Below are 19,084 nucleotides of genomic sequence, written 5' to 3'. Positions count from 1 at the left end.
CCTGATTTCAAATTCAGTGGATGGTACTCGCCCAATATTTTGTTGTCATTTCTATTTTCAGGTGAGGGGCGGCGGTACATATGGGCTAATAACCCACTCACGCTGCCGCCCATCCCCGTATCACTTCGACCTGCTCGTCGATGGCGGGCGTATCAAAACGGTAATCTATTGGACTTGTTCAAGCGCCCTGATTCGGCTTTCGAGCTGATGGTTTTTCGATGAAAGCTCTTGAACCGCGCCAACCAAGTAAGAAACGAGACCGAGCGAATCAAGGGAGAGAATTGACGTAATGTTATCCTTCGTTTCGCCCTCGATGATATCACCCGTTACCAATGAAGAATCCGAAAGCATCACGTCCTGAGCGATGAAACCTCGTTTTACGCTCGACTGAGAAACCGGCCCACGCTGTGAGAATCTGTAAGTAACAGGCCTCAAGGACTCGACTAGCGAAAGGTCGCCTGAGGTGTCTTGAATGTAATTGATTTCCTCCTTGATGCGCTCATCCGAGGCGGTGTATTGGATCGTGCCGGTGTTCGATCCATCCACCCAAACCTGCATCCCAGACCCAGCCCAGAAAAGATTCCATTGGTTCGATCCAGATTGCCCGGTACCGCTACTCGACCGATAACCTGGCGGAAAGAAAACAGAACTGGAAATTAAATAACCTGCAGAACTCGAAAGCGTCGTGGAATTGTTAAGGCGCAATGTGAGAACGTTTGCTGCCGAGCCAGTCTGCACGGCGCCAGTAATACGGGAGTCGTTACCGGCAGCCACGGTACCGGCGGTCGTGCCCACCTCTAGAGCAGCAGCTCCACCCAATCCCAGCCCGGTCCTTGCTTCTGCCTGCGTCTTGCCACCTGTGCCACCTTGAGCAACAGAGAGGGCGACGGTCATCCCAGTAATGGACGTGATGTCATTGTTAGCGCCAGATTTTGCTGCCCCCAACGTAGAGCGTGCAGCCCCTGCGTTAGCGTCATCAATCAGCGTTTTTGTGAAATCCGAAAAGCCCAGCTCAGTAAGAGCACTGGAAGGCGTTGTGCTCCCGGTACCGCCTTTGTTGACCGGTAAAATTTCATAGTTGCCGGTGATTCCGAGTGCCGCCAGCTTTTCGCCATAGTCGTTGAGGATTGCGCGCACCTGGTCGGACAGATCCTTCTGGTAGCCCTGTACCGGCATGATCGCGTAGAAGCCGCCGGCCGCTGTCGGTCCTTCGTAGTTAGGCGAGATCGACAGAGCGGTGTTGCTGGCGATGTTCGTCACCTCGTACCAACGGCCATCCGGGCCGCGAAATCCGTCGCCTACCCGGCTGTTTGCGATAAATGCAGTGCCTGTGCCGATCACCGCATTGGAATTTTGGGTGACAGAGACCGTTCCCGTTTTGTACCAGGGCATGGGTGCATCCTATAAAAGAGTTATGCGGCTTGTTTGGCGAACACGGCCGGCAGGAAGAAAGCGAAGGGGTTCGATGCCGCAATGGTGATGGCGTAGAGCGTGTTGTTTGGGAAATCCCACCAGCAATAAAGATCGCGAGGGATACCGCTTCCGGAAGTCATCGGCATGCCGAATGTGTTGAGCAACATGTACTCGTTCTCAGGGAAGTTGAACGGAACGCTGTAGAAGATTCGCGTCAGGCCCTGAGGGGTGGTGTCATAGCGAACATACGTCCAGTTCTGAAACGCGCGAGTAAACGTTGCGTTCGGAGTGCCGGAGTCAAATAGCAGCTTTCCGGCGCCGTCCCACAAACGCATCCCGTATTGAGCAACAGGCTGGGCACCAAAGGCGGCGACGAAATAACGCCCATTCAGGCCGGCAACGCTGACGTCGTACGCCCTGACATAAAAGCCAGTCCAGTTACCCGCAGAGCCGAGAAGACTCATCCGGCAAAGTCCTGCTACCCCGTTGATAGTGTCAGGTCGCACGAATACGAGCGGAGGCTCTTGCGAGGTGACGGGGCGTGCAAACGTGGTAACCGAGCCAAGCCCAGACTCTTGGTTTGGTGCATATCGCCCTGAAGCAATGACCATCAGCCGTGCATACTCTGAATCCAAAGTGACGACGTTATTGTTGTTTGTGAACTGAACGCCGTAGCTCATCAGCTCCACCTCATTACTATCAAGCGCATGGTTCCGGAGGACGTGGTACTCGCCGCGTAAGTCCGGGTGTAGTTGTAGACGCGGACGACTCCGTCGAGCATCTCGGTTTCGAACTGCATTTGGTTCTGCGAATAGGTACCGATCGGGATCACGATTGCGGTTCCGTTGCCAGGACCTACGCCGGGAACGGCGAAATCCTGCGTTCCTTTGCTGGCTCCAAGCGCGAACGTCACCTGCACCGAAAGCACGACGCGTATCGTGAATGAGTTCTCGTCCAGCTGGAGCGCCCCATCGGCGTCCCATATCCTTATGCCGAAGCTCATGCGTTCAAGTTCCCCCACTGATAGCGCTTCACGCCGTTCTCGTCGAACACTTTGCCGCCGTTGTTGTTGATGACTTGGCGAGCGCCACCACCCAGCGGGCTGTTCAACTCGAAGTTGCCGGCCTTGTCGATGCGCCAGCCCTGAACACCTGCGATGTAGTTGTCTGACTGGATGAAGAAACCGATCTTGGCGTTTCCGATCGAGGCGTCCTGAATGAACGCCGAGTTCATGAACACCTGTCCGCCCTGCACCGCAAACGGCACCGCGATCGCGCCGCCGGCGATGGTGTTAACGATGGCGAAGCGGTCAGCGCTTACCAAGAACTGGCTTTGCAAGCCGGCACCGGTATTCTCGATGCCGAGGCCGATGCCGGCTGCGACGTACTGCCCATTCGACGTGACCTGCATCTTCACCGACCACATGGTGCTCAGCTTCCCGGCCGTTTCCGCATAAGCTGTGGACGTCTGCTGAATGGCCGCCGAGTTTTCCCCGACCGAAACATTTAGCTGATCGATCTTCGTCGCGGTCGCCGATTCGTTCGTGGCCACCACCTCTTCCAACTCGGTGATGTTCGCCGCGTTCTCTCCGATTTTTGCGTCGAAGGTCGTCACACGCCTTGCCATTGCCTCGTTTTCGGAGGCTCGAACCTTCGATTCGGAAGCGATCGCTGCGGTGCTGGTGTAGCTTTTAATTACGTCCGCGAGATCACCAGCGCCGTCATCGTCTCGGTAGGAGGCGCGAAGGGCTTCGAAGGCCGTGGCTTGGGCAGTAACAACGCCATCGATCTCGATGATCTCGGCGGTGTTTGTCGCCACCTGCTGGGCAAGACCGTTCGCCGTCTCCACTGTCTGCCCAACGTCGAGCCAGTAGAGCGGATTCGGCGGTGGGGTTTCGATAGGCACCGGCCCGGTGGCCTGGTAGATCCGCTTGCCCTGCACCACCAAGTCGTACTCTTGGTAGGTGGCTTCCGGGTCGTAGCCTTTCAGGCCGTCGAGCGCATCAATCTGCGCCTGAAGGCCCGGGATCTTGTCGATCTCGTCTCGCAGGTCCTGCCCCAGTTCCGTTTCGGTGATTTGCCCGGCGATCATCTCGAGAATGGCTGCTGCGTCGGAACTGGATTGCCCCTGCACGCCAAGCCCGATCGGATACCACGGACCGATGTTGCCGATCTTGTCTACGATGCGTCCCCAGAAATAGAAGGTCACGCCCGCGCGCAGGCCGAGCATGGAGAAATCGGTCTGCGGATAAGCCAGGTCTGTCAGCTTGGTCGCAGCCTTAAGATCGGTCGTCGGCCCGTACCAGATCTCCGTGCGCTGGCTGTCCTCGGCGCCAGCAGGGAATCCCCACTTGAGATAGATGCCGAACAGCAGCGGCGTGGCAGTCAGGAACGCCAGCGCCGGGGGCAGCCCTTGCTTACCGCTGAGGTTGGTCAGGATCGAGTTGCGCCACGGCGACGTGATGTCGAACGCGCTCACCGCGCGCACCCGGGCCACATAAGCGCCGGCGTAAATGCCGACCACGTCAACGTTGGTCATGCCGGTGCGCTGCAGCTTGATCCAGTTGCCGCTGTCCTTGCGCCATTCGACGTCGTAGCCGACCGCGCCGTCCACCGCAGGCCAGGTGATTGTCATGGTGGCCACGGCCAGGCCCTGCACGACCGATGAAGTCGACGACAGCGACACGCTCGCCGGAGCCGGCACAACGGTGATCGGGATCACGCTGATCGGGCGTTCTTCCAGGCGTGCGCCGGTGTCGATGAAAGCGAACTTGCTCGGCTCGAACTGGAGCGCGCTGATTTCGTAATCGCCCTCGGTGGTGCGCTTGGTGCGCAGCACGCGATACAGCGGGATTGCCAGATCGTCCGCGTCGAGCGCCCATTGCAACTGCACCACCGGCGGTTCGCTGTAGGCAACCGTGACAGTCACGGCGCGGCCATTGACGCTCTGCACGGTCCGACCTTCGGCGCGGCCGCCGGGGAGGTTGATGATCAGCCGGTCGCCGGCCTTGGCCTGGGTGTCGCGATCGAGCGTGATAACCCGCCCCGCCACCGCCGAGATCCGGCCGCCCACTTCACGGCCAGCCAGAAGAGAATCAGCCACCGGGATGATATGGCCGGGCAGCGGGATGACCCCTTCCATACCGGTCTTGAACGAGACGGTGCGGTCTTGATTGTTGCTGAGAATCGCCCACTTGCCACGGCGCTGGGCCTCAGACGCGCGGGTGCAGCCAATGGCGCTCAGCTCGGTGGGCCGGTCGCCGTAGCGACGTTGCAGATCCAGGTCAGCGAACGGGATGACATCGGTGTCGTAATTGTTCGCCGGGTTGTCGTAGCTGACCAGCGCTCGGGTGTAACGGGTCTTCGCCGAGGCGCTGCCATAGGAGAACTTGCCGTCGATGACGTTGGACCGGGTGAACACGTAGTCGAAGTCCTGCGCGCGCGGCATGTCCGACTGCATCACCAGCTGGCCCTGAGCCCAGTACGTCATGCCCCGGTAAATCGCCGAGATGTCGCGCAGCAGCGACCAGGCATCGGCCTTGCCCTGCAGATTCATGTCGCAGAGGAAGCGCGGTTCCTGGCCGCCCAGTCCGTTCGGCACCAACTGGTCGCAGTATTGAGCGATGCGGTACAGCTCCCACTTGTCGACCATGAACGGCTTGATGCGCTTGCCCAGGCCGAAGCGGTCTTCGGTGCAGATGCCGTAGGTGATCCACGCCGGGTTATTGGTCCAGGCCGACTTCATCGAGCCGTCCCACGTCCCTGTATAGGTGCGCAGGATCGGGTCGTAATTGCTCGGCACCATCCAGCGGCGCGCCTTACACTTCACGGTGACGGCCGGGATGTTGGTGAACTGCTCGGCGTCAAATTCGATGTAGAGCAGCGCGGTGTTCGGGTAGCGCAGCTTGGCGTCGATGACTTCGGTATAGCCGGCAACCAGCATGGTGTCGGCGATCTTGTTGGTGTTCTGGTTTGGCGTGAGCCGGCGCACGCGGATCTGCCAGCCAGTAGTGGCGTCGGGCAGATCGATGCGGCGGGAGCGCTCGTAGCGCGTGGTGGTCTTGCCGTCGACTGCGTCCACCAGTACCTGCTGATAGGCGCCGCCATCAGTGGCCACGTCGATTGCGTACTCGATGCGGTAACCGCCGACATTGCCCTGGTCATCGGAACGTTGCAGCGCTGGCCACGCCAACCGCATGCGCACGGCGGAAAGCTGGGTATTTGTGATCGAGCGCACCCATGGCGAATCGCTGCGCAACTCAATGTTCAGCGACGTCTCGTTCTCGACGGAAGGAATGCCGGGGATGTACGTCTGATCCACCGAGCCCGGGCGCCAGTCCCACTTCACGTTCGGGAAGTTGTAGTTGCCGCTGGCATCGCGGATCGGCGTGTTATCCAGGTAGATGTCGTAATCGGTCGGGACGCTGTCGAATTCACCCTCGCCCACGGCAATCAGCAGCTTGGCCAAGTTGGTCGAGCGCAGGCTGTCGCTGGCTTCGGTCGGCGACTTCGGCTTGCTGCTGCCGCCCTTCTCGCCGTGGATGTCGATCTGTGCTGCTGCGCCCATGCTTTCCTCCAGGCATAAAAAAAACGCCTCGCGGGCGGTCGGTGTGCTGCTGTCCTGATTACACTTTGTCTTCAGCCAGGATCGAGGCCGAAATGATCATCCCGCCCCACCGGCGTTCGCCGATGCAGATCGGTACTGGGTTGCCGCTGGCGGTGGTGTTCTTGGCGCTGCCGAAGGCGTAGGACGGGGAGTTTTCGGGGGATGCGCTCTGCTTTAGGCCTGAGGCTTGCGGGCTGAGCATTTGGATCACGCCGCCTGCTACGAGTGCAATGCCCACCGGGGCCAAAGCTTGAAACCCCGGAATGAACGACGCCGCAATCAGAACTGCCCCAATGATGGTTTGAAGCAATCCAGCACGTTTGCTGCCACCAACCACAGGCACTATGCGGATTTCCTGAGCGCCGCCCAGCGCGAAATCCTTCTCAGGTACGTTCTTTCTGTTTCGGAAAATGGCGAAGCGCAGACCGCGCCGCTCCAAGTCTTTGATCGCTGCGTCGAACCCCTCCAGCGTGCACTTCAGCGCCTTGAACGCCTCTCCTACGGAGCGGCTGCCCAGTTCGCGGTAGTGAACTCGCCCGAACAGTTTAATCAGCGGACCCGATAGAAGAATGGTCGTCATCATCGGGCCGCAGTGTGCAGTTTCTGTCACGGTTTTCTCCAGGCATAAAAAACCGCCTTTCGGTGGCTGTTTATTGATATTCAGAGGCAATCTTTTATCGCCTGCTTCATGTCTCCTCGACCATAGCCCGGCGACCATGCCATGCGCTGATACAGCGTTACAGTACTGCCCTTCGGTGCTTTTCGTATATCCAGCAGCTCGTCGGTCATATTGTTGCTCGCGACCAGCAATCTGTATCCGTTTTCTGTCTCGGACATTGAGGCATCGCTTCTGGCGTCCTGCCATTTCGGAAACACGCATAGCGCGTAGCGCTTCGGGTCTTTCGCTGTGGCTGCCTTGAAGCTTGGATCATTTTTTTGCAGGTCGCCGGGCGACACGCACCCCGCCAACAGTGTTACCGCCAACGCCACTATCAAAATCCGCATTTCCTTCCCTCTCTGTTTTAGCAGAACTCTACCACCTGAAACCGTAGAGAGAAATTGCTCTATTCAGCGATCCAAAACCTGAAGGTGCACAGAATGTGGCCGTTCGCTATGATCGCGACCTTTGACAATAGGGAGCGTTCAATGAGCGGGGCGAACTGGGTCGCAGTGGTATCGGTTATTTTCACATCGCTTACGGCGGGATACGCAACTTACGAAAACAACCAAACGAATAAAGTACTTGAAAAACTAAAGCTAGAAAGCACGCTATCGATTGAGCGAATTAGGCAGGAACAATCAGTAGCATTAGAGAATTTGAAATCAGCCAAAGAAAGAGAATCACTTTTGCAAGATAGAGATTTCCAAGCCAGGTCAAAATATTGCAGTGATGCCTTAGCTATATACAAACAACTTGGCGACGCCACTATAGCCGCTCAAGACATTGATCGAGAAGTCAGATCCCCAGCATTAAAATTAAAGTCAAAATTACAGATACAGGCACTAGCCTATCTTGATGATAGCGTCTACCAAAAATACCTGAAGACATCGGCCAATATAACCGACCCTGCCGATAACACTATGATTGCATCTCTTGCAATTCAGGTAAGACGGTGTGCTGCGATGAAGCCAGATAACGCTCAGCATTAGTTTTTCTGTGCCTAAGGATCAGGCGGGTACGATCAAACCATGGGCCACCGAAAACGATAACCTCCGACGGCCTGCCATACAGGTGGTGCAAAAGAAAAGGACCAGGGCCGAAAGTCGCGGCATCTTCACCCGGCAGCGCCGGATCGGAGCCGAGAAATATCCCGGCGTGGTTCGGGTAAACGGTGCGCCCTACCTCCATCACAATCATGTCACCGCGCTGTGGCTGGTCGACGCGGTAGAAGCCAGCGGCTTCGTAGTTCGCCTCGTACAGGCTGGTGTTGTCCGTGCTTTCCCACCAGCCATCGGTGCGCTTGAAAGCTTCGAACTCCAGCCCCCGCTCACGCTTGTACCAATCGGCGCAGACCTGCCAGCAGTCCCAGGCGCCGTGCACAAATGGGCGCTTCAGCAGCGGGACTTGGCCGGTTGGCACGATGGTCCGCAGATCCCCTTCCGGCCAGCTCAGAATGTGCCAAGGCATCGCCGTCGCTTCGCACATGGCTAGGTCGCGCGGTGACGGCCTGCTGGTGGCGTCCGGATGCGAGTGCATCACGCCGATAACTTCGCCGACATCCTCGGCCGCGGCGTACTGCTCAGGATCGATTCGGAACTCTTCGTTCGGCTCCGTCGAGACATTGATGCAGGGGAAGTATTGTTGCTTGCGTCCGATCGCCAGCAGCAGACCGCAGCATTCTTTCGGGTACTCGGCCGCCGCGTGCGCCTGGATCGCATTCAAGATGTGCTTTCGCATGTCAGCTCCGTGCGATCAGGGAAACGGCCGGGAAGCCACCGAACGGCAGCGGGTTACCCTCGCCGAAGCGCGGGATGCAGCCCTTGCCCAGCGTGGCGTCGCATTGGTCCAATTCAGGGTTATCAGTGATGACGCCGTCCTTCGTGACATACGGGCCGGTGTACCCACAGTTCGGCCCGCGATACCCACCGGTGAGGCACCAGTGGCACAGCGTTGTCGCTTGCCGTCCGATCGACTCATTGCCGACGTCGCCCGGGCTGGCCAACTCCCAGCTGACCGTCTCCCCGTCCTCGTTCGTCTTCTGGTCGATATACCAGACCTCGATCGTCTCCTGAGTTGGGTCGGCGGTCGGGTTGCCAGCCGGGAAGTTCGCCGCGTCGAGGTAGCTGCCGAGCGTGTGCCGCATCGTCAGCTTGAACTCGAGCAGATCCTCGAAAGCAAGACAGAGCGCTGTGATGCGCCCGTTGACGTTGCCCACCGACAATGTCGGCCGAACTGCCGTGCCGTCGCCGTTCGCCTCGATGCCGTCAATTTGCATCGGCCAGGCGCTGTACTCGTTGCCCTGCCAGTAGATAGCCTTCGCCGGCAACTGGTCGGCATTGTCGCCAGCGGCGATCAACTCGGTCGGCGTGTGCGGTATCGCGTGCCCGTGGAAGCGCAGAACGTCCGCGCCATAGTCCGTCCCGTCCAGTTCAAAGAGCAGCACTTCGCTGCCAGGCTCAAGCACTTGGATGTCACTGATCAGCGGCATGGTTGCCCCTTATGGATGGAATGCACGCTCGAACGTGGCGGTGAGTTTGAAGACCCCGCCGCCCATTGGCGTGGGAGCGGGATTTTTGCAGGTGAACAGCCCAAGTTCGCCGAGCGGCGTTGTCCACAGAAACGCCTTTGCGCCGCCGTGCCGGTCAAGGAACCCCATGATCTCCAGCACCTTGGCCTTTCGACCGGAGCAGGTGATCGGATACGAGTCCTCCTTGTTGTTCGGGCCGTCGCCAACGCTCTGCGTGTATCCGCCACCGAATTTAGAGGTGCGCACCCGATAGGTGATTTCGGGTGTTTCACCGCGCTCGGTTGGCCAGGTGAATTTTTCGATGGCCATCAGGCCCTCCCATTGGCATTACGAAAGCTGGTGCCGCCGGCTCGCCAAGAGTCAGCGACGGCTTTCTCGGCCACGGCCTGCATTTGCGATTGAAGGTTTTTCGATAGCGCTTGCTGGTCAATCTGCATGCCTTCAGATCCACGGTCCTCAGTTACCACCGTGACCGGCGCACTGATGCTGATCGTAGTCCCGGAACCGCCACCAGCAGCGAGAACGCCCAGCTTGCCGCTGGAAGTCCGGGTAAGTGGCATGATCGCCTCCGGTCCCGCCTCTCCCATCACGCCCGCCCTGCCGCCGGCCATCCCGAAAGCTGTCGGCGTGCTGACGATGCTGTTGGTGAAGGCGCCGCCATTGGCAAACATCTGCACACCCGACGACCAGGCGCCGCCGAGCGCCTGCGGGAAGTAGCTGCCGGAGTACCCTGCCGAGGACGCACCGAGTTTCGATGACGCCGCACCCGCAGACCCAGCCGCCAAGCCATTACCACCACCACCACCAGTGAAGTAGCTGGTAGCCGCACCAACAAGACTACTCAGCAGCGCCGAACTGGCCTGACGGGTCGCGATGCGCGCCATATCCGCCAGAATCGACTTGGTGAAGTCAGCAAACGACAGCTTCCCGGTCATGGCAAAGTTGACGACTGCGTCTTCCATGGAGCTGAAGGCGTTGCCGAACAGGGTTTTCGTCTGGCCGGCGATGTTGCTCGCCGATTCCAGGTAATTGGCCCAGGCCGACGTTGCGCCCTTGGTCCAGTCCCCTTGAGCTTTCTCAACATCTGCGTAGTTTTGCCGGATCTGATCGGTTGCGGCCTTGTTCGCATCCGCGAGCGCCTGCGACTTCCGAGAGAACTCCTCTTCCGACATGTTGCGGGATGGGTCAGATCGCTGATTTTCCAGCTCGAGCGATTGCTGAGCGAACCGATCTTGCTGGCTGTTCAGTTCGCCGTTCAGTGCGTTCTGCCGATCACCCTGGCCAACGCCAACTACCGCCCGCTGCCCTGCCAGCTCCAGTGCTCTCTGCTGCTGGCTCAAAGCCTGAACGTAGGAGGAAATCGCTCGATCCTGCTTCGCCAGCCTTCCGGTTTCGCTGGTAGCGAGCACTTCGAGCTGGCTGTCAGCTTCCTTTTGAGCCTTGACCATGCCGGCGCGAGCATCGGCAATCTTCTGATCCAGCTGGATGCTTTGCGCGGCAGATGTGGTCTTTTTCGCCTTAGCGGCTTCCAGCGCAGCGATCTCAGCCTCGTAGGCTGCGGTCACTTCGTCGCGCTCGTTGCCGATCAGCGCTTCACGCTTCAGGGCGTAGTCGGCTTGGGAAACGAGTCCAGCCTTCTGTGCTGCGTCCAATTCCTTTTGGGCGTTTTTGTATTCAGCGCCGATGGCTACCAGGTTGTTTTTGGCGTTGTTGAAGCTGGTCAGATCGACCTGTGAACTGGCCGTTTTTGAATCCTTGAACTGGTCGTTGATGTTTGCCAGGTTCTTGTCGATCGCCGCCTGATTCAGGCGAGGATCGTTCGGCGCTACCTCGCGGATGTCTTCCAGTTGCCGCTTGTACTCCTTGATCGCGTCGTTACGTTTCTGCTCATTCGTCCACGCCGACTTGGTGAGAGCGTCGACCTTCGCCATGGATGAGACGGCATCACCTTGGGCCTTTGCCTGCTCACCTTGCCACTTGGCGATATCGGCTTCTGCAGCCTGCTGATCCTCCAGCATGTTGAGGCGATTTTGATAGAGATCGATCATCTCTTGCTTGTTCTGGAACAGGCCTACGTCGCCCGCCTGAGCGCCCGCCAAGTCACGGCGGGCTTGTTCGATATCAGCACCGATATCGCTGCGCCCGATATTCTTCAATCCATCAGCAGCGCGAGCAACTGCGTTGTATCCCCTCTCCCAAAAGCTCAGATTCTCGAGGATCCGCGGCGTGCGCTCGTTGATCGCATCGGCGAACGACTCAGTAGCCAGCTTCACGGCGCCGGCATGGTCGCCCTGCTTCTCCAGTGCTGTGATCTGCGAGTAAACCGACGCGGTGAGATAGTGGTACTGCTCATTCAGCGCAGCAGATGCCTTGACCGGGTCGTCGGCGAGCTTGGCAAACTCCGCGACAGTCTCGCTAACGGCCTTGCCGGTCGCTTCCTGCATCGACACCGCTGCTTGAGTGATGCCCGTAAAGCTTTCGCCAGCAATCTTTCCATTGCCGGCCAGCAGCGCGAGAACCTCAGCGGCTTGCCCGGTTGTGCCTACAGTCGCGCTCACCTGACGCGCCATATCGCCGAGCTGCCCAGCACTCACACCGGCGTAATTGCCGGTCAGGATCAGCGACTTGTTGTAGCTGTCTTGCTCCTCGCTCCCCTTGTAGAAAGCGTATGCCAACCCACCCGCCGCGGCAGTGGCCAGCGCCAGCGGGCCGAGAATCGCCAGCAGGCCCGCCGCGCCCTCACCCGCTCCGGCGCCCAACTGAGCAACGGCACGAACACCGCTTCCCCAGTCGCCGGACGACAGCGCGTTCCCCAGCTGAACCACATTTTCCTGCGCCTGGCGCGAGCCGAGGCGCAACTTTTCGAAGCCGGTGGTGGTTTTATTGAGCTTGTCGTAATCCTTATCGATCTTGCCCAGCGCGGCGTTGTACTCATCCTGGCTGATGCGGCCGGCGTCCAGATGCTTGCCCAGTTGCTCTACCTGAGTCTCCAGCTTCGCCAGTGCGGCGCGGGCCGGGTCGATGGCACCCAGCAGGCTGGTCAGTGCCTTCTGTTCATCCATGGCTGACTTGGCCAGCGCCACCTGCTGCTTGTCGAGCTGCGCAGAAATCTTGGCGGCCTCAGCCTCGCCATAGGCACCGGTCTTGGTCAGCTTCGCCAATGCTTCCCGCTGTTTTGCGAGATCCTGCGTGGTCTTGGCGTTGGTAGACAGCGATTTCTCCAGCGCCTGCATTTCGTTCATCAACGAAACGGCGGACTGCTCGGCGCGGCCGCCGGCCTTCGCCATTTCATCCAGGCTGGTTTTGGCCTGAATAGCGTCGGCCGAGTCGATCTTGACGCCGAGTTCTGCAATGTTCATCGACTCACCTTGTATTGATGCCCGCGTTTACGGGCTGTTTTCCCTTTCCTCCGCCATGACGCGCAGGGCTTCGCCTTCCAACACCTGCAGGTCAGGAAAGATCGCGGCGAGTTTCTTTTTCTTGATGCCGAGGAGTCCGGCCACATCGCGGATGCTGCTGTAGTCGAGACCGATAGCGCCGCCGGTGCCTGCACGCCACTGAGTGGACATCCTGTTGAACAGGAGGAAGGCTGGCCAAAGGCACGGCCAAACTTCGAATTCCTCTTCGATGTCCTCTGCATCCAACCCGAATGCGGCAAGTTGCTCCGCATTCGGAGGGGGCTCATACATGGCTCGGGCGGCGCGAATCAGTTTCCCGTGCGGGCCTTGGCGTAGGCCGCCTGGTAGGCATTTACCACGGCCTCGGTTGCACCGTGGCAAGACGTCACCAGCGCCTTGATGCCCTCGTCGTCGAACTTGTCATCGAACTCCCAACCAACAACCAGATCCTTGATCTGCTGAACTTGGTTTTCGGTGTCGACCGCAACGATTTGAGACATCGTAGGCTTGTCGCCGACCTGCTCGAGGCTTTGCTTTTGTCGCTGATTCCATTCATCAAACAGCGCGGCAAGTTCGATGCGGTCTCGATATTTGAAGGTAAATTCCACCTTCACCGCGTCTTGGCCAACTACCGGGACCATCACCGCATCGGTGAATGTGGGCGCTTGCGCAATCTTGAACTTCGCCATGATCAGGCCCCGCCGCCAGCGGCAACCGGCGCGCGATACGCTGTGATTTCAGCATTGATGGTGAAGCCAAAGGAAACGGCCGCACCTTCGTTGCGCACCAGCGTCGGGGTTTTGTTGAACGATGCATAGCCTGCGTAGTAGATCGTTTTGCCGTTGGGCAGCGACATACGCAAGATGCGCACTTCCTTCTCCCGATCGGCCTTATCCAGTTCTTCGTACCAGGCCAGGCTGTCATCGTCAGCCAGTTGGAAAGCGAACGCCTGCGCATTTTTGGTTGTCGGGATCTGCTTGTCACGGCGCGCTTCGAGCGGCGCGTAAGTCCAGTACTGCTGCTCGCCGCCGGACATGGAGTTGCCGATAACCTGGTTGACGGCTACCCAGCCGGTCACTTTCTTGGCGGTACCGCCGCTGATGCCATCGGGAAAGAAAGCCACGTTGGACGTGTCGATGCCTTCAAGGGTGAATGCGCCTGCCGCCGCGTTGGATACGCGCACGGCGCGCTCGTTGATGTCCTCCCAGCCGGAGGTGATCAGAAGAATATCGCCATTGGCGAAGCCGTTTGCGGCGCTGGTAGCGACACCCGGGTTCGCGTTGCTGATGGCCGAAATCAGCTTGGCGGCGGCGAAACCGCTGGAGATCGAAAGCGTCGCCCCGTTGGGGAAGTAAACAGACATGGGTTTTCCTCTTTGCAGAAATGACAAAACCCGCTCAGAGGCGGGTTCAGGATTTGCCCAACGGGCGTGTTATGGCGTGGTGTCGGATCGGTATGAGAACGACAGCGGGACGGTGTAAGTTGAATCGCCAGTTATGCCTGGGCCGACATCTACAGGCGTCATCGGCGTAACTACGAAACCGTTCTTCACGTCGCGCACATAAAGCGGGAATAACGCGACGATCTCGGCGGCAATGGGGTTGGCTTTTGCTTTACCTGTGCCTGCCGGGCAAATAATGCTCACCTGAAACACACCGGTATACAGTCGGTGGTCGCCGCCGAGCGTGTTGCTCGCCGTGTCGCCCGGAATGGTGAACGCCCGCAGATAGGTCTCACCTGCCGCCGGGGTGTAGGCCATGTTCTCAAAAACGATTTTCAGCCTCTCCTGCCTAGCATTGTTCCAGGCGATCAGCTTTGCCTCGTAGATCGAGGCGATGATGGCGTGACTCATACCTGGTTGTTCCTGATGGCCTCCAACACGATTTGCTGGAAGCGAGCCACGGTTACCCGAACCATTCCGCCGGGGGCCTGGGTCGAATGGCCGAACTCCAGCGGAATCGCATAAGGCAAGTTGTTGATGATGTAGGCTATCTGGCCGGCGGTGAAGTCGCTCATTGCCGCGACCAGCGCGGCAGTGGTTTCGGCTCCGCTCGGGTCTACCTCGTCGAAGGTGACGCTTTCGACCACGCCGAGAGAGATGTGCCAGTTCGCGCGGAACCGGCCGCCGACGTAGCCTTCGGGCGCCTTGATGTCCATGCCATCGTTGAGCTTGCGGCCTTTCTTGAGCCTGCCACCCTTAGTCAGGTTGGACGGGTCGCTGCGCAGCGCAGTGTTGTGTTCGTCGACAGCCTTGTTGCACTCGGTCGCAATCGCATTCTGCGCCCAGATCTCCGGGTTGCCCACGGGAGACATGCGGATCAGGCTGCTACCGACCTCGATGATGATCTCGCGCACACTGGCATCGATCGCTTCGCTGGTATGCGCCGCGAACTCGGCCAGGCTCAGGGCGAAGCTGCCGGATTGAGCGGCCATGTCATTTCCTCAGTTGCGCCGACCACGTTGCATCAGCAGGGTCCGCAGACACGTTCATCACCCGCAACCCGTTGACGATATCGCCGATGGCGGGCTCGGCGGGTGCAGCTGTTGGCGAGCCCGCCTCCGAAACGAACAGCTCGTTTTGCAGCACCAGTAGCTTCTTGTCGGTGGTCTGGATGAGAGACCCATCGATTTCCTTGGACAGGTAGCTACCCAAAACGCCGCGCCCCATGTAAGTGATGGTGGTCTCCGGCGTCTCGCCGCCTAGGTCGGGGTCATACTCGCCCGCGACCTTACGCACACCAGTCACCGGCTGGACCGCGTCAGCGAGTCCGTCAGGGTCATCGAACGCCTCAGCCATTTCGGCCTGAATCTCTTCGCGCATGCCCATGATCAGATCCTTTTCAGCATCATCACGCCGGAGCGCTTGATCCAAGGCTCCAGCAGCGCCAGGGCGAAGTTCACACCCGCCGACTGATCAGTAGATCCGGCCACGTAGGTCTTGCTCACGGACGTGCCGGACTGAGCCGAAACCGTTTTGCTCTGCACTTCCTTCTGCGTGGCCGTGTACAACTTGCCCGCCGCCGCCTCTTTGGCGATCTGAGCGCCGGCTGTCTTGATCTCGGTAGGAACCGGATCCGGAACAACCCGCTTGATCTTGGCCGTGAGCCAGGCGTTGGCCATGGTCACAGCAAGGACCGGATCACCGGCGCCGGCCCAGCCAGGACCCAGCGAAGCGTCAACATCGGCAACGGTGATGAAGTCGGTCATGTGCTTGTCCTTATTCCGCTGGCACCAGGGCCTGCAGGTCTTCTTTCTTGGCAGTCGGGTCGAAGGTGATGCCCTTCGCCGTCAGCCAGTCTTTCAGCTCGGGGACCTTCATTTTCAGAGGGTCGGTTTCAGCATTTTCAGGCTCCTTGCCGTCCGAAACTTCGATGCCCGCCGCTTCGTATGCATCGTAAATTTCAGGCGCATCACCTTCGATGACCACCTCAGTGGCAGTGCCAATGACACCGAAGAATTCGCTCAACAGGCGGTAGCAAACGCCGCGCTCTTTTCCTGGCTTGTCCGTGTAGATAACTTTCATGAGTCACCCCAATGCAGCCCGGCGCCCTTGCGGGCGCCAGGGTAAATGAAGGCCGGATTACGGCGTGGTGGTACCGCTGATGACGGCGGCGAATGGGACCTGCTTGCGGCTGAACACGCGCTCCCAGTTCGCAGCAGCGGCATACTGGGTCGCGGTCGGGCTGAGGTTCTGAGCCTCGGAGCCTTTCCAGCTGAAGCCCGCAGGCTGGAGGATGTACGTCTTCCGCTCCCACAGCACCTCAGCACCGCCGCCATTACCGCCGCCCGGTTTGCGCTCGATCTCTACCGGCACCTTCGGCGTGCCTTCGCCGTAGCCGAACGCGCCTTGGCCGAAGAACACCGACAGATATTTGCCGGCGCCGTACACCAAGCCGTCGTCCATGAACACTGGCTTACCCAGATAGGTGGCTAGGATGATCTTGCCGTCGGAATCGCGCAGATACTCGATGAGGTCCTGCTTTACCATCTGGTTCATCACCACCGAGTGCACGCCGATCGCGCCGAACTGGTCGGCCGCATCGCCGGCAGTGAAAGCGGCATCCTGAAACGCGTTCGCGCTGATAGCGGCGCCAGCGTCGATGACCATGTCACCGCCGTTGTTGGCAATGTTCGAGGCGATGATGCCGCGCGCTGCACCGAGAGCGTAACGCTGCCACTGGCGAGTCCAGTAGGTGCCGAAGCGGTTACGGATCTGCTGCTGAGGCTCGCTGTTCGCGAGTTCGGCGGTCAGGTCGGCTACGCCATAACCTTTGTTGAGGTATAGGACGCGAGCACGCATGCTGTCCTGAGTGACTTTGCCGACTTCGCCCTGGTCGTTCGGGTCATCGTTGCTGATGTTCGGGGCTTCATCAGCATTGAGATCCTGCCAGTAGCTGATCTCGGCGGTGCCTTGGCTGCCGGAAGCGATAGCGTCCAGGACAGGCGAGCGGGTAACGATGCCCGACTCGTAGACAGCGGTTTTTTCCGGGCTGTTTACCGGCTCCAGCGAGGCATAGTAGTCACCGACGAAGATGTCGGTCAGTTGGGTAGTCGCCATGAATTAGGTTCCTTTGGTGGCCTGGATTTTCTTGAACAGCTCGGGGTTGTCACGGGCGATCGCAGCGCGCTCGGTTTCCGTGTACTCGCCCCATTTTTTCGTGGCCTTGCCACCTTGATCGCCGGTCGGACCGGCACCCTGAGCCCTTGGCCACAGGTGTGTTGCTGTTTCACGCAGCGACTCCGCCCATTCGAGCGGCGACAGCGGGGTTTTCCCGTCCTTTCCGTAAACGACCTCGCCGTCACGGTCGGTGGCAATTGCCTCACCGTCTTCACTGAGTTTGAAAGTGCCCCGAGCGCGCAGGATGATGTCCTCGGCAGCCTCAGGGAGCGCGCCGGCCTTGATGGCGGCGGCACGGATGGAATCAGCCAGAACCTTGTCGCTGTACTTGGCCGCGAATTGCTCGGCCTTGTCGGCACGCGCTTTCTCGGCGGCCAGCTTGGTGTCGTAGTCGGTGCGCAGGCGCTCGGTACGGCGTGTAATAACTTCGTCCAGCTTGCCCTCGGCAATCAGCTTGGTTTCCTCGTCCTGACCGACCTTGGTCAGCAGTCCTTTCACGGCTGCGATATCCAAACCTTCGAACTGGGACTTGAAACCGTCCAGCTCAGTTTTGGTGGTCCGGAGCGAGCCAAGCAGCTCGGTGTTTTTGTTCTTGAGGCCCAACGTTGCAGCCTCAACAGCTGCAGCAATGGCGGTCTGAACTGCCGGGTCTTCAAGATCAATGTGGTTATCGTCTGCCACTTGGTGCACCCCTTGGGTTTGGTCGGCCCGCTTTGCAGGCATAAAAAAACCCCGGCATGGCCGAGGTTTGTGTGAATCTGAGACTTTATTCAGTCGCTCAACGTGAGCAGGTTTCGGTGTATCGATCCTGGGAAATCGTGGAGCGTGGTGCTGACAACAAATTTCAAGCCAGCCGTATTACCCCGGCAATGCCTACTGACGTACTCATTTATCTGTCGATCAAAGCCGGGCGGGAGGTGTAGGGAAATACTGTCACCGTAAGTCATCGGGGCCGGCAGAGAATCACTGCCCCACCAAAATTGGCTTACATGAAGATAGCTTTTCGCGTGCGGCGACTGCACGGACAGACTTGTGACCCTCACCGGGCGCTTGCCATCCGACGTAATACCAATCGCGATAAACCACCCACCTTCTCCCGTGTCTGCTATGGCCGAACGAACAGATATTCGGAGGCTTTCAACATCTTCCCTACGCTGCTTGTCTGCCAACCACAATGTTGTGAAGACCGCCGCTAGAGCTCCAAGTCCCGATACCCATCCGCCAAGCATGGAGAGGACTGGAACGGTCTCGGCAATGAACTCGTGGTGATTATTTCCCAGGCCAAATGAGAGTCCCAGCAAAAAGGCCAAACCAATTACGGCCGATAAAGCCACGAACCAAAACGTCCAACGTAGCAATTTGAACATCAGCTATTCCTTAGCCACCAAGTGCAAGCCGCGCATTTTAAGGTAATCAGCGAACTGCGTCCTGCTTGGAGCATATGGCGGCGGTCGCATGCGAATACCCGGTGTCTCGCGATTGAGACGAGTTCGTCGCCCGTTTGGCTCTGTGCAATGCGTCGGCTCTTCGATCCGGAAGCCACGCTCAGCGGCGTACAACTCAACTGCCAACCGCACCTGACCCCATTCAAGCTCAAAGGGCACGAACGTCTCGGACAGTGTCTGGTATTCAATCTTGCAGTCACGCCGTGGCCAGGCCATTGCCTGATTAGGATTGGCCTTTCGACCCTTCCACTGTCGACCGTTGATGTCAGCCGCGGCGCGCAGCAGCAGTTCGACCTGCTCGACCTCTGCTTCAGGTATCCGGAACCCGTAGTAGTCGCGGTAAAAGGTCAGCTTCTCCAGCGGCACGAAGCTATTTGCGTCCGGTCTGCCCTTTCCGTCTTCAACAATGATATGCAT

At 59.0% G+C, this 19,084-nt stretch carries 23 protein-coding genes; 1 reads left to right on the top strand and 22 read right to left on the bottom strand.

Going from position 1 to position 19,084, the window contains the following annotated elements; genetic code table 11:
• Positions 1-165: 165 nt before the first annotated feature.
• From HU724_RS10680 to HU724_RS10655, 6 genes are all read right to left on the bottom strand, one after another.
• Complete coding sequence (locus HU724_RS10680; protein ID WP_186565508.1) at positions 166-1,392, bottom strand: tail fiber domain-containing protein; 1,227 nt, start codon at positions 1,390-1,392, stop codon at positions 166-168.
• A 20-nt stretch (positions 1,393-1,412) separates the two neighbouring features.
• Complete coding sequence (locus HU724_RS10675) at positions 1,413-2,093, bottom strand: hypothetical protein (RefSeq protein ID WP_186565510.1); 681 nt, start codon at positions 2,091-2,093, stop codon at positions 1,413-1,415.
• On the bottom strand, positions 2,093-2,404 hold the full coding sequence (locus tag HU724_RS10670) for a hypothetical protein (protein ID WP_186566055.1): 312 nt from the start codon (positions 2,402-2,404) through the stop codon (positions 2,093-2,095). Before HU724_RS10670 ends, HU724_RS10675 begins: the two co-directional genes overlap by 1 nt.
• Before the next feature lie 8 nt (positions 2,405-2,412).
• Positions 2,413-5,979, bottom strand: a complete 3,567-nt coding sequence (locus HU724_RS10665; RefSeq protein WP_186565512.1) for a TipJ family phage tail tip protein — start codon at positions 5,977-5,979, stop codon at positions 2,413-2,415.
• 58 nt (positions 5,980-6,037) lie between these two features.
• A complete protein-coding gene (locus HU724_RS10660) occupies positions 6,038-6,601 on the bottom strand; it encodes a tail assembly protein (protein WP_186566057.1) in 564 nt (187 codons plus the stop codon).
• 77 nt (positions 6,602-6,678) lie between these two features.
• Positions 6,679-7,023: a hypothetical protein gene (locus tag HU724_RS10655; protein ID WP_186565514.1), complete on the bottom strand. Its 345-nt coding sequence runs from the start codon at positions 7,021-7,023 to the stop codon at positions 6,679-6,681.
• A gap of 93 nt (positions 7,024-7,116) precedes the next feature.
• Here HU724_RS10655 and HU724_RS10650 point away from each other — a divergent pair, with 93 nt between their 5' ends.
• Positions 7,117-7,668 (top strand): hypothetical protein, encoded by a 552-nt coding sequence (locus HU724_RS10650; RefSeq protein ID WP_217847185.1) that lies wholly within the window; start codon positions 7,117-7,119, stop codon positions 7,666-7,668.
• Here the strand turns inward: HU724_RS10650 and HU724_RS10645 are convergent.
• From HU724_RS10645 to HU724_RS10570, 16 genes are all read right to left on the bottom strand, one after another.
• On the bottom strand, positions 7,598-8,416 hold the full coding sequence (locus tag HU724_RS10645; RefSeq protein ID WP_186565518.1) for a C40 family peptidase: 819 nt from the start codon (positions 8,414-8,416) through the stop codon (positions 7,598-7,600). The genes HU724_RS10650 and HU724_RS10645 overlap by 71 nt on opposite strands.
• A gap of 1 nt (position 8,417) precedes the next feature.
• Positions 8,418-9,167, bottom strand: a complete 750-nt coding sequence (locus HU724_RS10640; RefSeq protein WP_186565520.1) for a phage minor tail protein L — start codon at positions 9,165-9,167, stop codon at positions 8,418-8,420.
• A gap of 9 nt (positions 9,168-9,176) precedes the next feature.
• Positions 9,177-9,515: a phage tail protein gene (locus tag HU724_RS10635; protein WP_186565522.1), complete on the bottom strand. Its 339-nt coding sequence runs from the start codon at positions 9,513-9,515 to the stop codon at positions 9,177-9,179.
• Complete coding sequence (locus tag HU724_RS10630; RefSeq protein WP_186565524.1) at positions 9,515-12,565, bottom strand: phage tail tape measure protein; 3,051 nt, start codon at positions 12,563-12,565, stop codon at positions 9,515-9,517. The genes HU724_RS10635 and HU724_RS10630 overlap by 1 nt, the downstream gene beginning before the upstream one ends.
• A 27-nt stretch (positions 12,566-12,592) precedes the next feature.
• On the bottom strand, positions 12,593-12,895 hold the full coding sequence (locus HU724_RS10625) for a DUF1799 domain-containing protein (RefSeq protein WP_186565526.1): 303 nt from the start codon (positions 12,893-12,895) through the stop codon (positions 12,593-12,595).
• A 17-nt stretch (positions 12,896-12,912) separates the two neighbouring features.
• On the bottom strand, positions 12,913-13,293 hold the full coding sequence (locus HU724_RS10620; RefSeq protein WP_186565528.1) for a phage tail assembly chaperone: 381 nt from the start codon (positions 13,291-13,293) through the stop codon (positions 12,913-12,915).
• 2 nt (positions 13,294-13,295) lie between these two features.
• Positions 13,296-13,994 (bottom strand): phage tail tube protein, encoded by a 699-nt coding sequence (locus tag HU724_RS10615; protein ID WP_186565530.1) that lies wholly within the window; start codon positions 13,992-13,994, stop codon positions 13,296-13,298.
• Positions 13,995-14,036: 42 nt separating this feature from the next.
• The gene (locus tag HU724_RS10610) at positions 14,037-14,456 is read right to left on the bottom strand and encodes a phage tail terminator-like protein (protein ID WP_186565532.1); all 420 of its coding nucleotides are present in this window, start codon (positions 14,454-14,456) and stop codon (positions 14,037-14,039) included.
• Positions 14,453-15,037, bottom strand: coding sequence for a hypothetical protein (locus HU724_RS10605; protein WP_186565534.1), 585 nt, complete (start codon positions 15,035-15,037; stop codon positions 14,453-14,455). Before HU724_RS10605 ends, HU724_RS10610 begins: the two co-directional genes overlap by 4 nt.
• Before the next feature lies 1 nt (position 15,038).
• Positions 15,039-15,431 carry a hypothetical protein gene (locus tag HU724_RS10600; protein WP_186565536.1) on the bottom strand — a complete coding sequence of 131 codons (393 nt, stop codon included), beginning with the start codon at positions 15,429-15,431 and terminating at the stop codon, positions 15,039-15,041.
• Between the two features lie 2 nt (positions 15,432-15,433).
• Positions 15,434-15,811, bottom strand: coding sequence for a hypothetical protein (locus HU724_RS10595; protein ID WP_186565538.1), 378 nt, complete (start codon positions 15,809-15,811; stop codon positions 15,434-15,436).
• Positions 15,812-15,821: 10 nt separating this feature from the next.
• Entirely contained in the window at positions 15,822-16,127 is a 306-nt protein-coding gene (locus HU724_RS10590) for a HeH/LEM domain-containing protein (RefSeq protein ID WP_186565540.1), read from the bottom strand.
• Between the two features lie 57 nt (positions 16,128-16,184).
• Positions 16,185-17,162 carry a major capsid protein gene (locus tag HU724_RS10585; protein WP_056785404.1) on the bottom strand — a complete coding sequence of 326 codons (978 nt, stop codon included), beginning with the start codon at positions 17,160-17,162 and terminating at the stop codon, positions 16,185-16,187.
• Between the two features lie 3 nt (positions 17,163-17,165).
• Positions 17,166-17,903 carry a hypothetical protein gene (locus HU724_RS10580; protein ID WP_186565542.1) on the bottom strand — a complete coding sequence of 246 codons (738 nt, stop codon included), beginning with the start codon at positions 17,901-17,903 and terminating at the stop codon, positions 17,166-17,168.
• An 89-nt stretch (positions 17,904-17,992) separates the two neighbouring features.
• On the bottom strand, positions 17,993-18,589 hold the full coding sequence (locus tag HU724_RS10575; RefSeq protein ID WP_186565544.1) for a hypothetical protein: 597 nt from the start codon (positions 18,587-18,589) through the stop codon (positions 17,993-17,995).
• Between the two features lie 3 nt (positions 18,590-18,592).
• Positions 18,593-19,084: a DnaT-like ssDNA-binding protein gene (locus HU724_RS10570; RefSeq protein WP_186565546.1), complete on the bottom strand. Its 492-nt coding sequence runs from the start codon at positions 19,082-19,084 to the stop codon at positions 18,593-18,595.

Source organism: Pseudomonas iranensis, from assembly GCF_014268585.2.
In the GTDB taxonomy this organism is placed as follows: domain Bacteria; phylum Pseudomonadota; class Gammaproteobacteria; order Pseudomonadales; family Pseudomonadaceae; genus Aquipseudomonas; species Aquipseudomonas iranensis.
The sequence above is the reverse complement of the archived record's forward strand: the minus strand, read 5'-3'. Positions and strand labels throughout refer to the sequence as shown.

What these genes read in the sequence shown, in the direction of transcription:
- HU724_RS10680 (WP_186565508.1), bottom strand. Translation starts at nt 1,392, where the DNA reads ATGCCCTGGTACAAAACGGGAACGGTCTCTGTCACCCAAAATTCCAAT.
- HU724_RS10675 (WP_186565510.1), bottom strand. Translation starts at nt 2,093, where the DNA reads ATGAGCTACGGCGTTCAGTTCACAAACAACAATAACGTCGTCACTTTG.
- HU724_RS10665 (WP_186565512.1), bottom strand. Translation starts at nt 5,979, where the DNA reads ATGGGCGCAGCAGCACAGATCGACATCCACGGCGAGAAGGGCGGCAGC.
- HU724_RS10660 (WP_186566057.1), bottom strand. Translation starts at nt 6,601, where the DNA reads ATGATGACGACCATTCTTCTATCGGGTCCGCTGATTAAACTGTTCGGG.
- HU724_RS10655 (WP_186565514.1), bottom strand. Translation starts at nt 7,023, where the DNA reads ATGCGGATTTTGATAGTGGCGTTGGCGGTAACACTGTTGGCGGGGTGC.
- HU724_RS10650 (WP_217847185.1), top strand. Translation starts at nt 7,117, where the DNA reads ATGTGGCCGTTCGCTATGATCGCGACCTTTGACAATAGGGAGCGTTCA.
- HU724_RS10645 (WP_186565518.1), bottom strand. Translation starts at nt 8,416, where the DNA reads ATGCGAAAGCACATCTTGAATGCGATCCAGGCGCACGCGGCGGCCGAG.
- HU724_RS10640 (WP_186565520.1), bottom strand. Translation starts at nt 9,167, where the DNA reads ATGCCGCTGATCAGTGACATCCAAGTGCTTGAGCCTGGCAGCGAAGTG.
- HU724_RS10635 (WP_186565522.1), bottom strand. Translation starts at nt 9,515, where the DNA reads ATGGCCATCGAAAAATTCACCTGGCCAACCGAGCGCGGTGAAACACCC.
- HU724_RS10630 (WP_186565524.1), bottom strand. Translation starts at nt 12,565, where the DNA reads ATGAACATTGCAGAACTCGGCGTCAAGATCGACTCGGCCGACGCTATT.
- HU724_RS10625 (WP_186565526.1), bottom strand. Translation starts at nt 12,895, where the DNA reads ATGTATGAGCCCCCTCCGAATGCGGAGCAACTTGCCGCATTCGGGTTG.
- HU724_RS10620 (WP_186565528.1), bottom strand. Translation starts at nt 13,293, where the DNA reads ATGGCGAAGTTCAAGATTGCGCAAGCGCCCACATTCACCGATGCGGTG.
- HU724_RS10610 (WP_186565532.1), bottom strand. Translation starts at nt 14,456, where the DNA reads ATGAGTCACGCCATCATCGCCTCGATCTACGAGGCAAAGCTGATCGCC.
- HU724_RS10605 (WP_186565534.1), bottom strand. Translation starts at nt 15,037, where the DNA reads ATGGCCGCTCAATCCGGCAGCTTCGCCCTGAGCCTGGCCGAGTTCGCG.
- HU724_RS10600 (WP_186565536.1), bottom strand. Translation starts at nt 15,431, where the DNA reads ATGGGCATGCGCGAAGAGATTCAGGCCGAAATGGCTGAGGCGTTCGAT.
- HU724_RS10595 (WP_186565538.1), bottom strand. Translation starts at nt 15,811, where the DNA reads ATGACCGACTTCATCACCGTTGCCGATGTTGACGCTTCGCTGGGTCCT.
- HU724_RS10590 (WP_186565540.1), bottom strand. Translation starts at nt 16,127, where the DNA reads ATGAAAGTTATCTACACGGACAAGCCAGGAAAAGAGCGCGGCGTTTGC.
- HU724_RS10585 (WP_056785404.1), bottom strand. Translation starts at nt 17,162, where the DNA reads ATGGCGACTACCCAACTGACCGACATCTTCGTCGGTGACTACTATGCC.
- HU724_RS10575 (WP_186565544.1), bottom strand. Translation starts at nt 18,589, where the DNA reads ATGTTCAAATTGCTACGTTGGACGTTTTGGTTCGTGGCTTTATCGGCC.
- HU724_RS10570 (WP_186565546.1), bottom strand. Translation starts at nt 19,084, where the DNA reads ATGCATATCATTGTTGAAGACGGAAAGGGCAGACCGGACGCAAATAGC.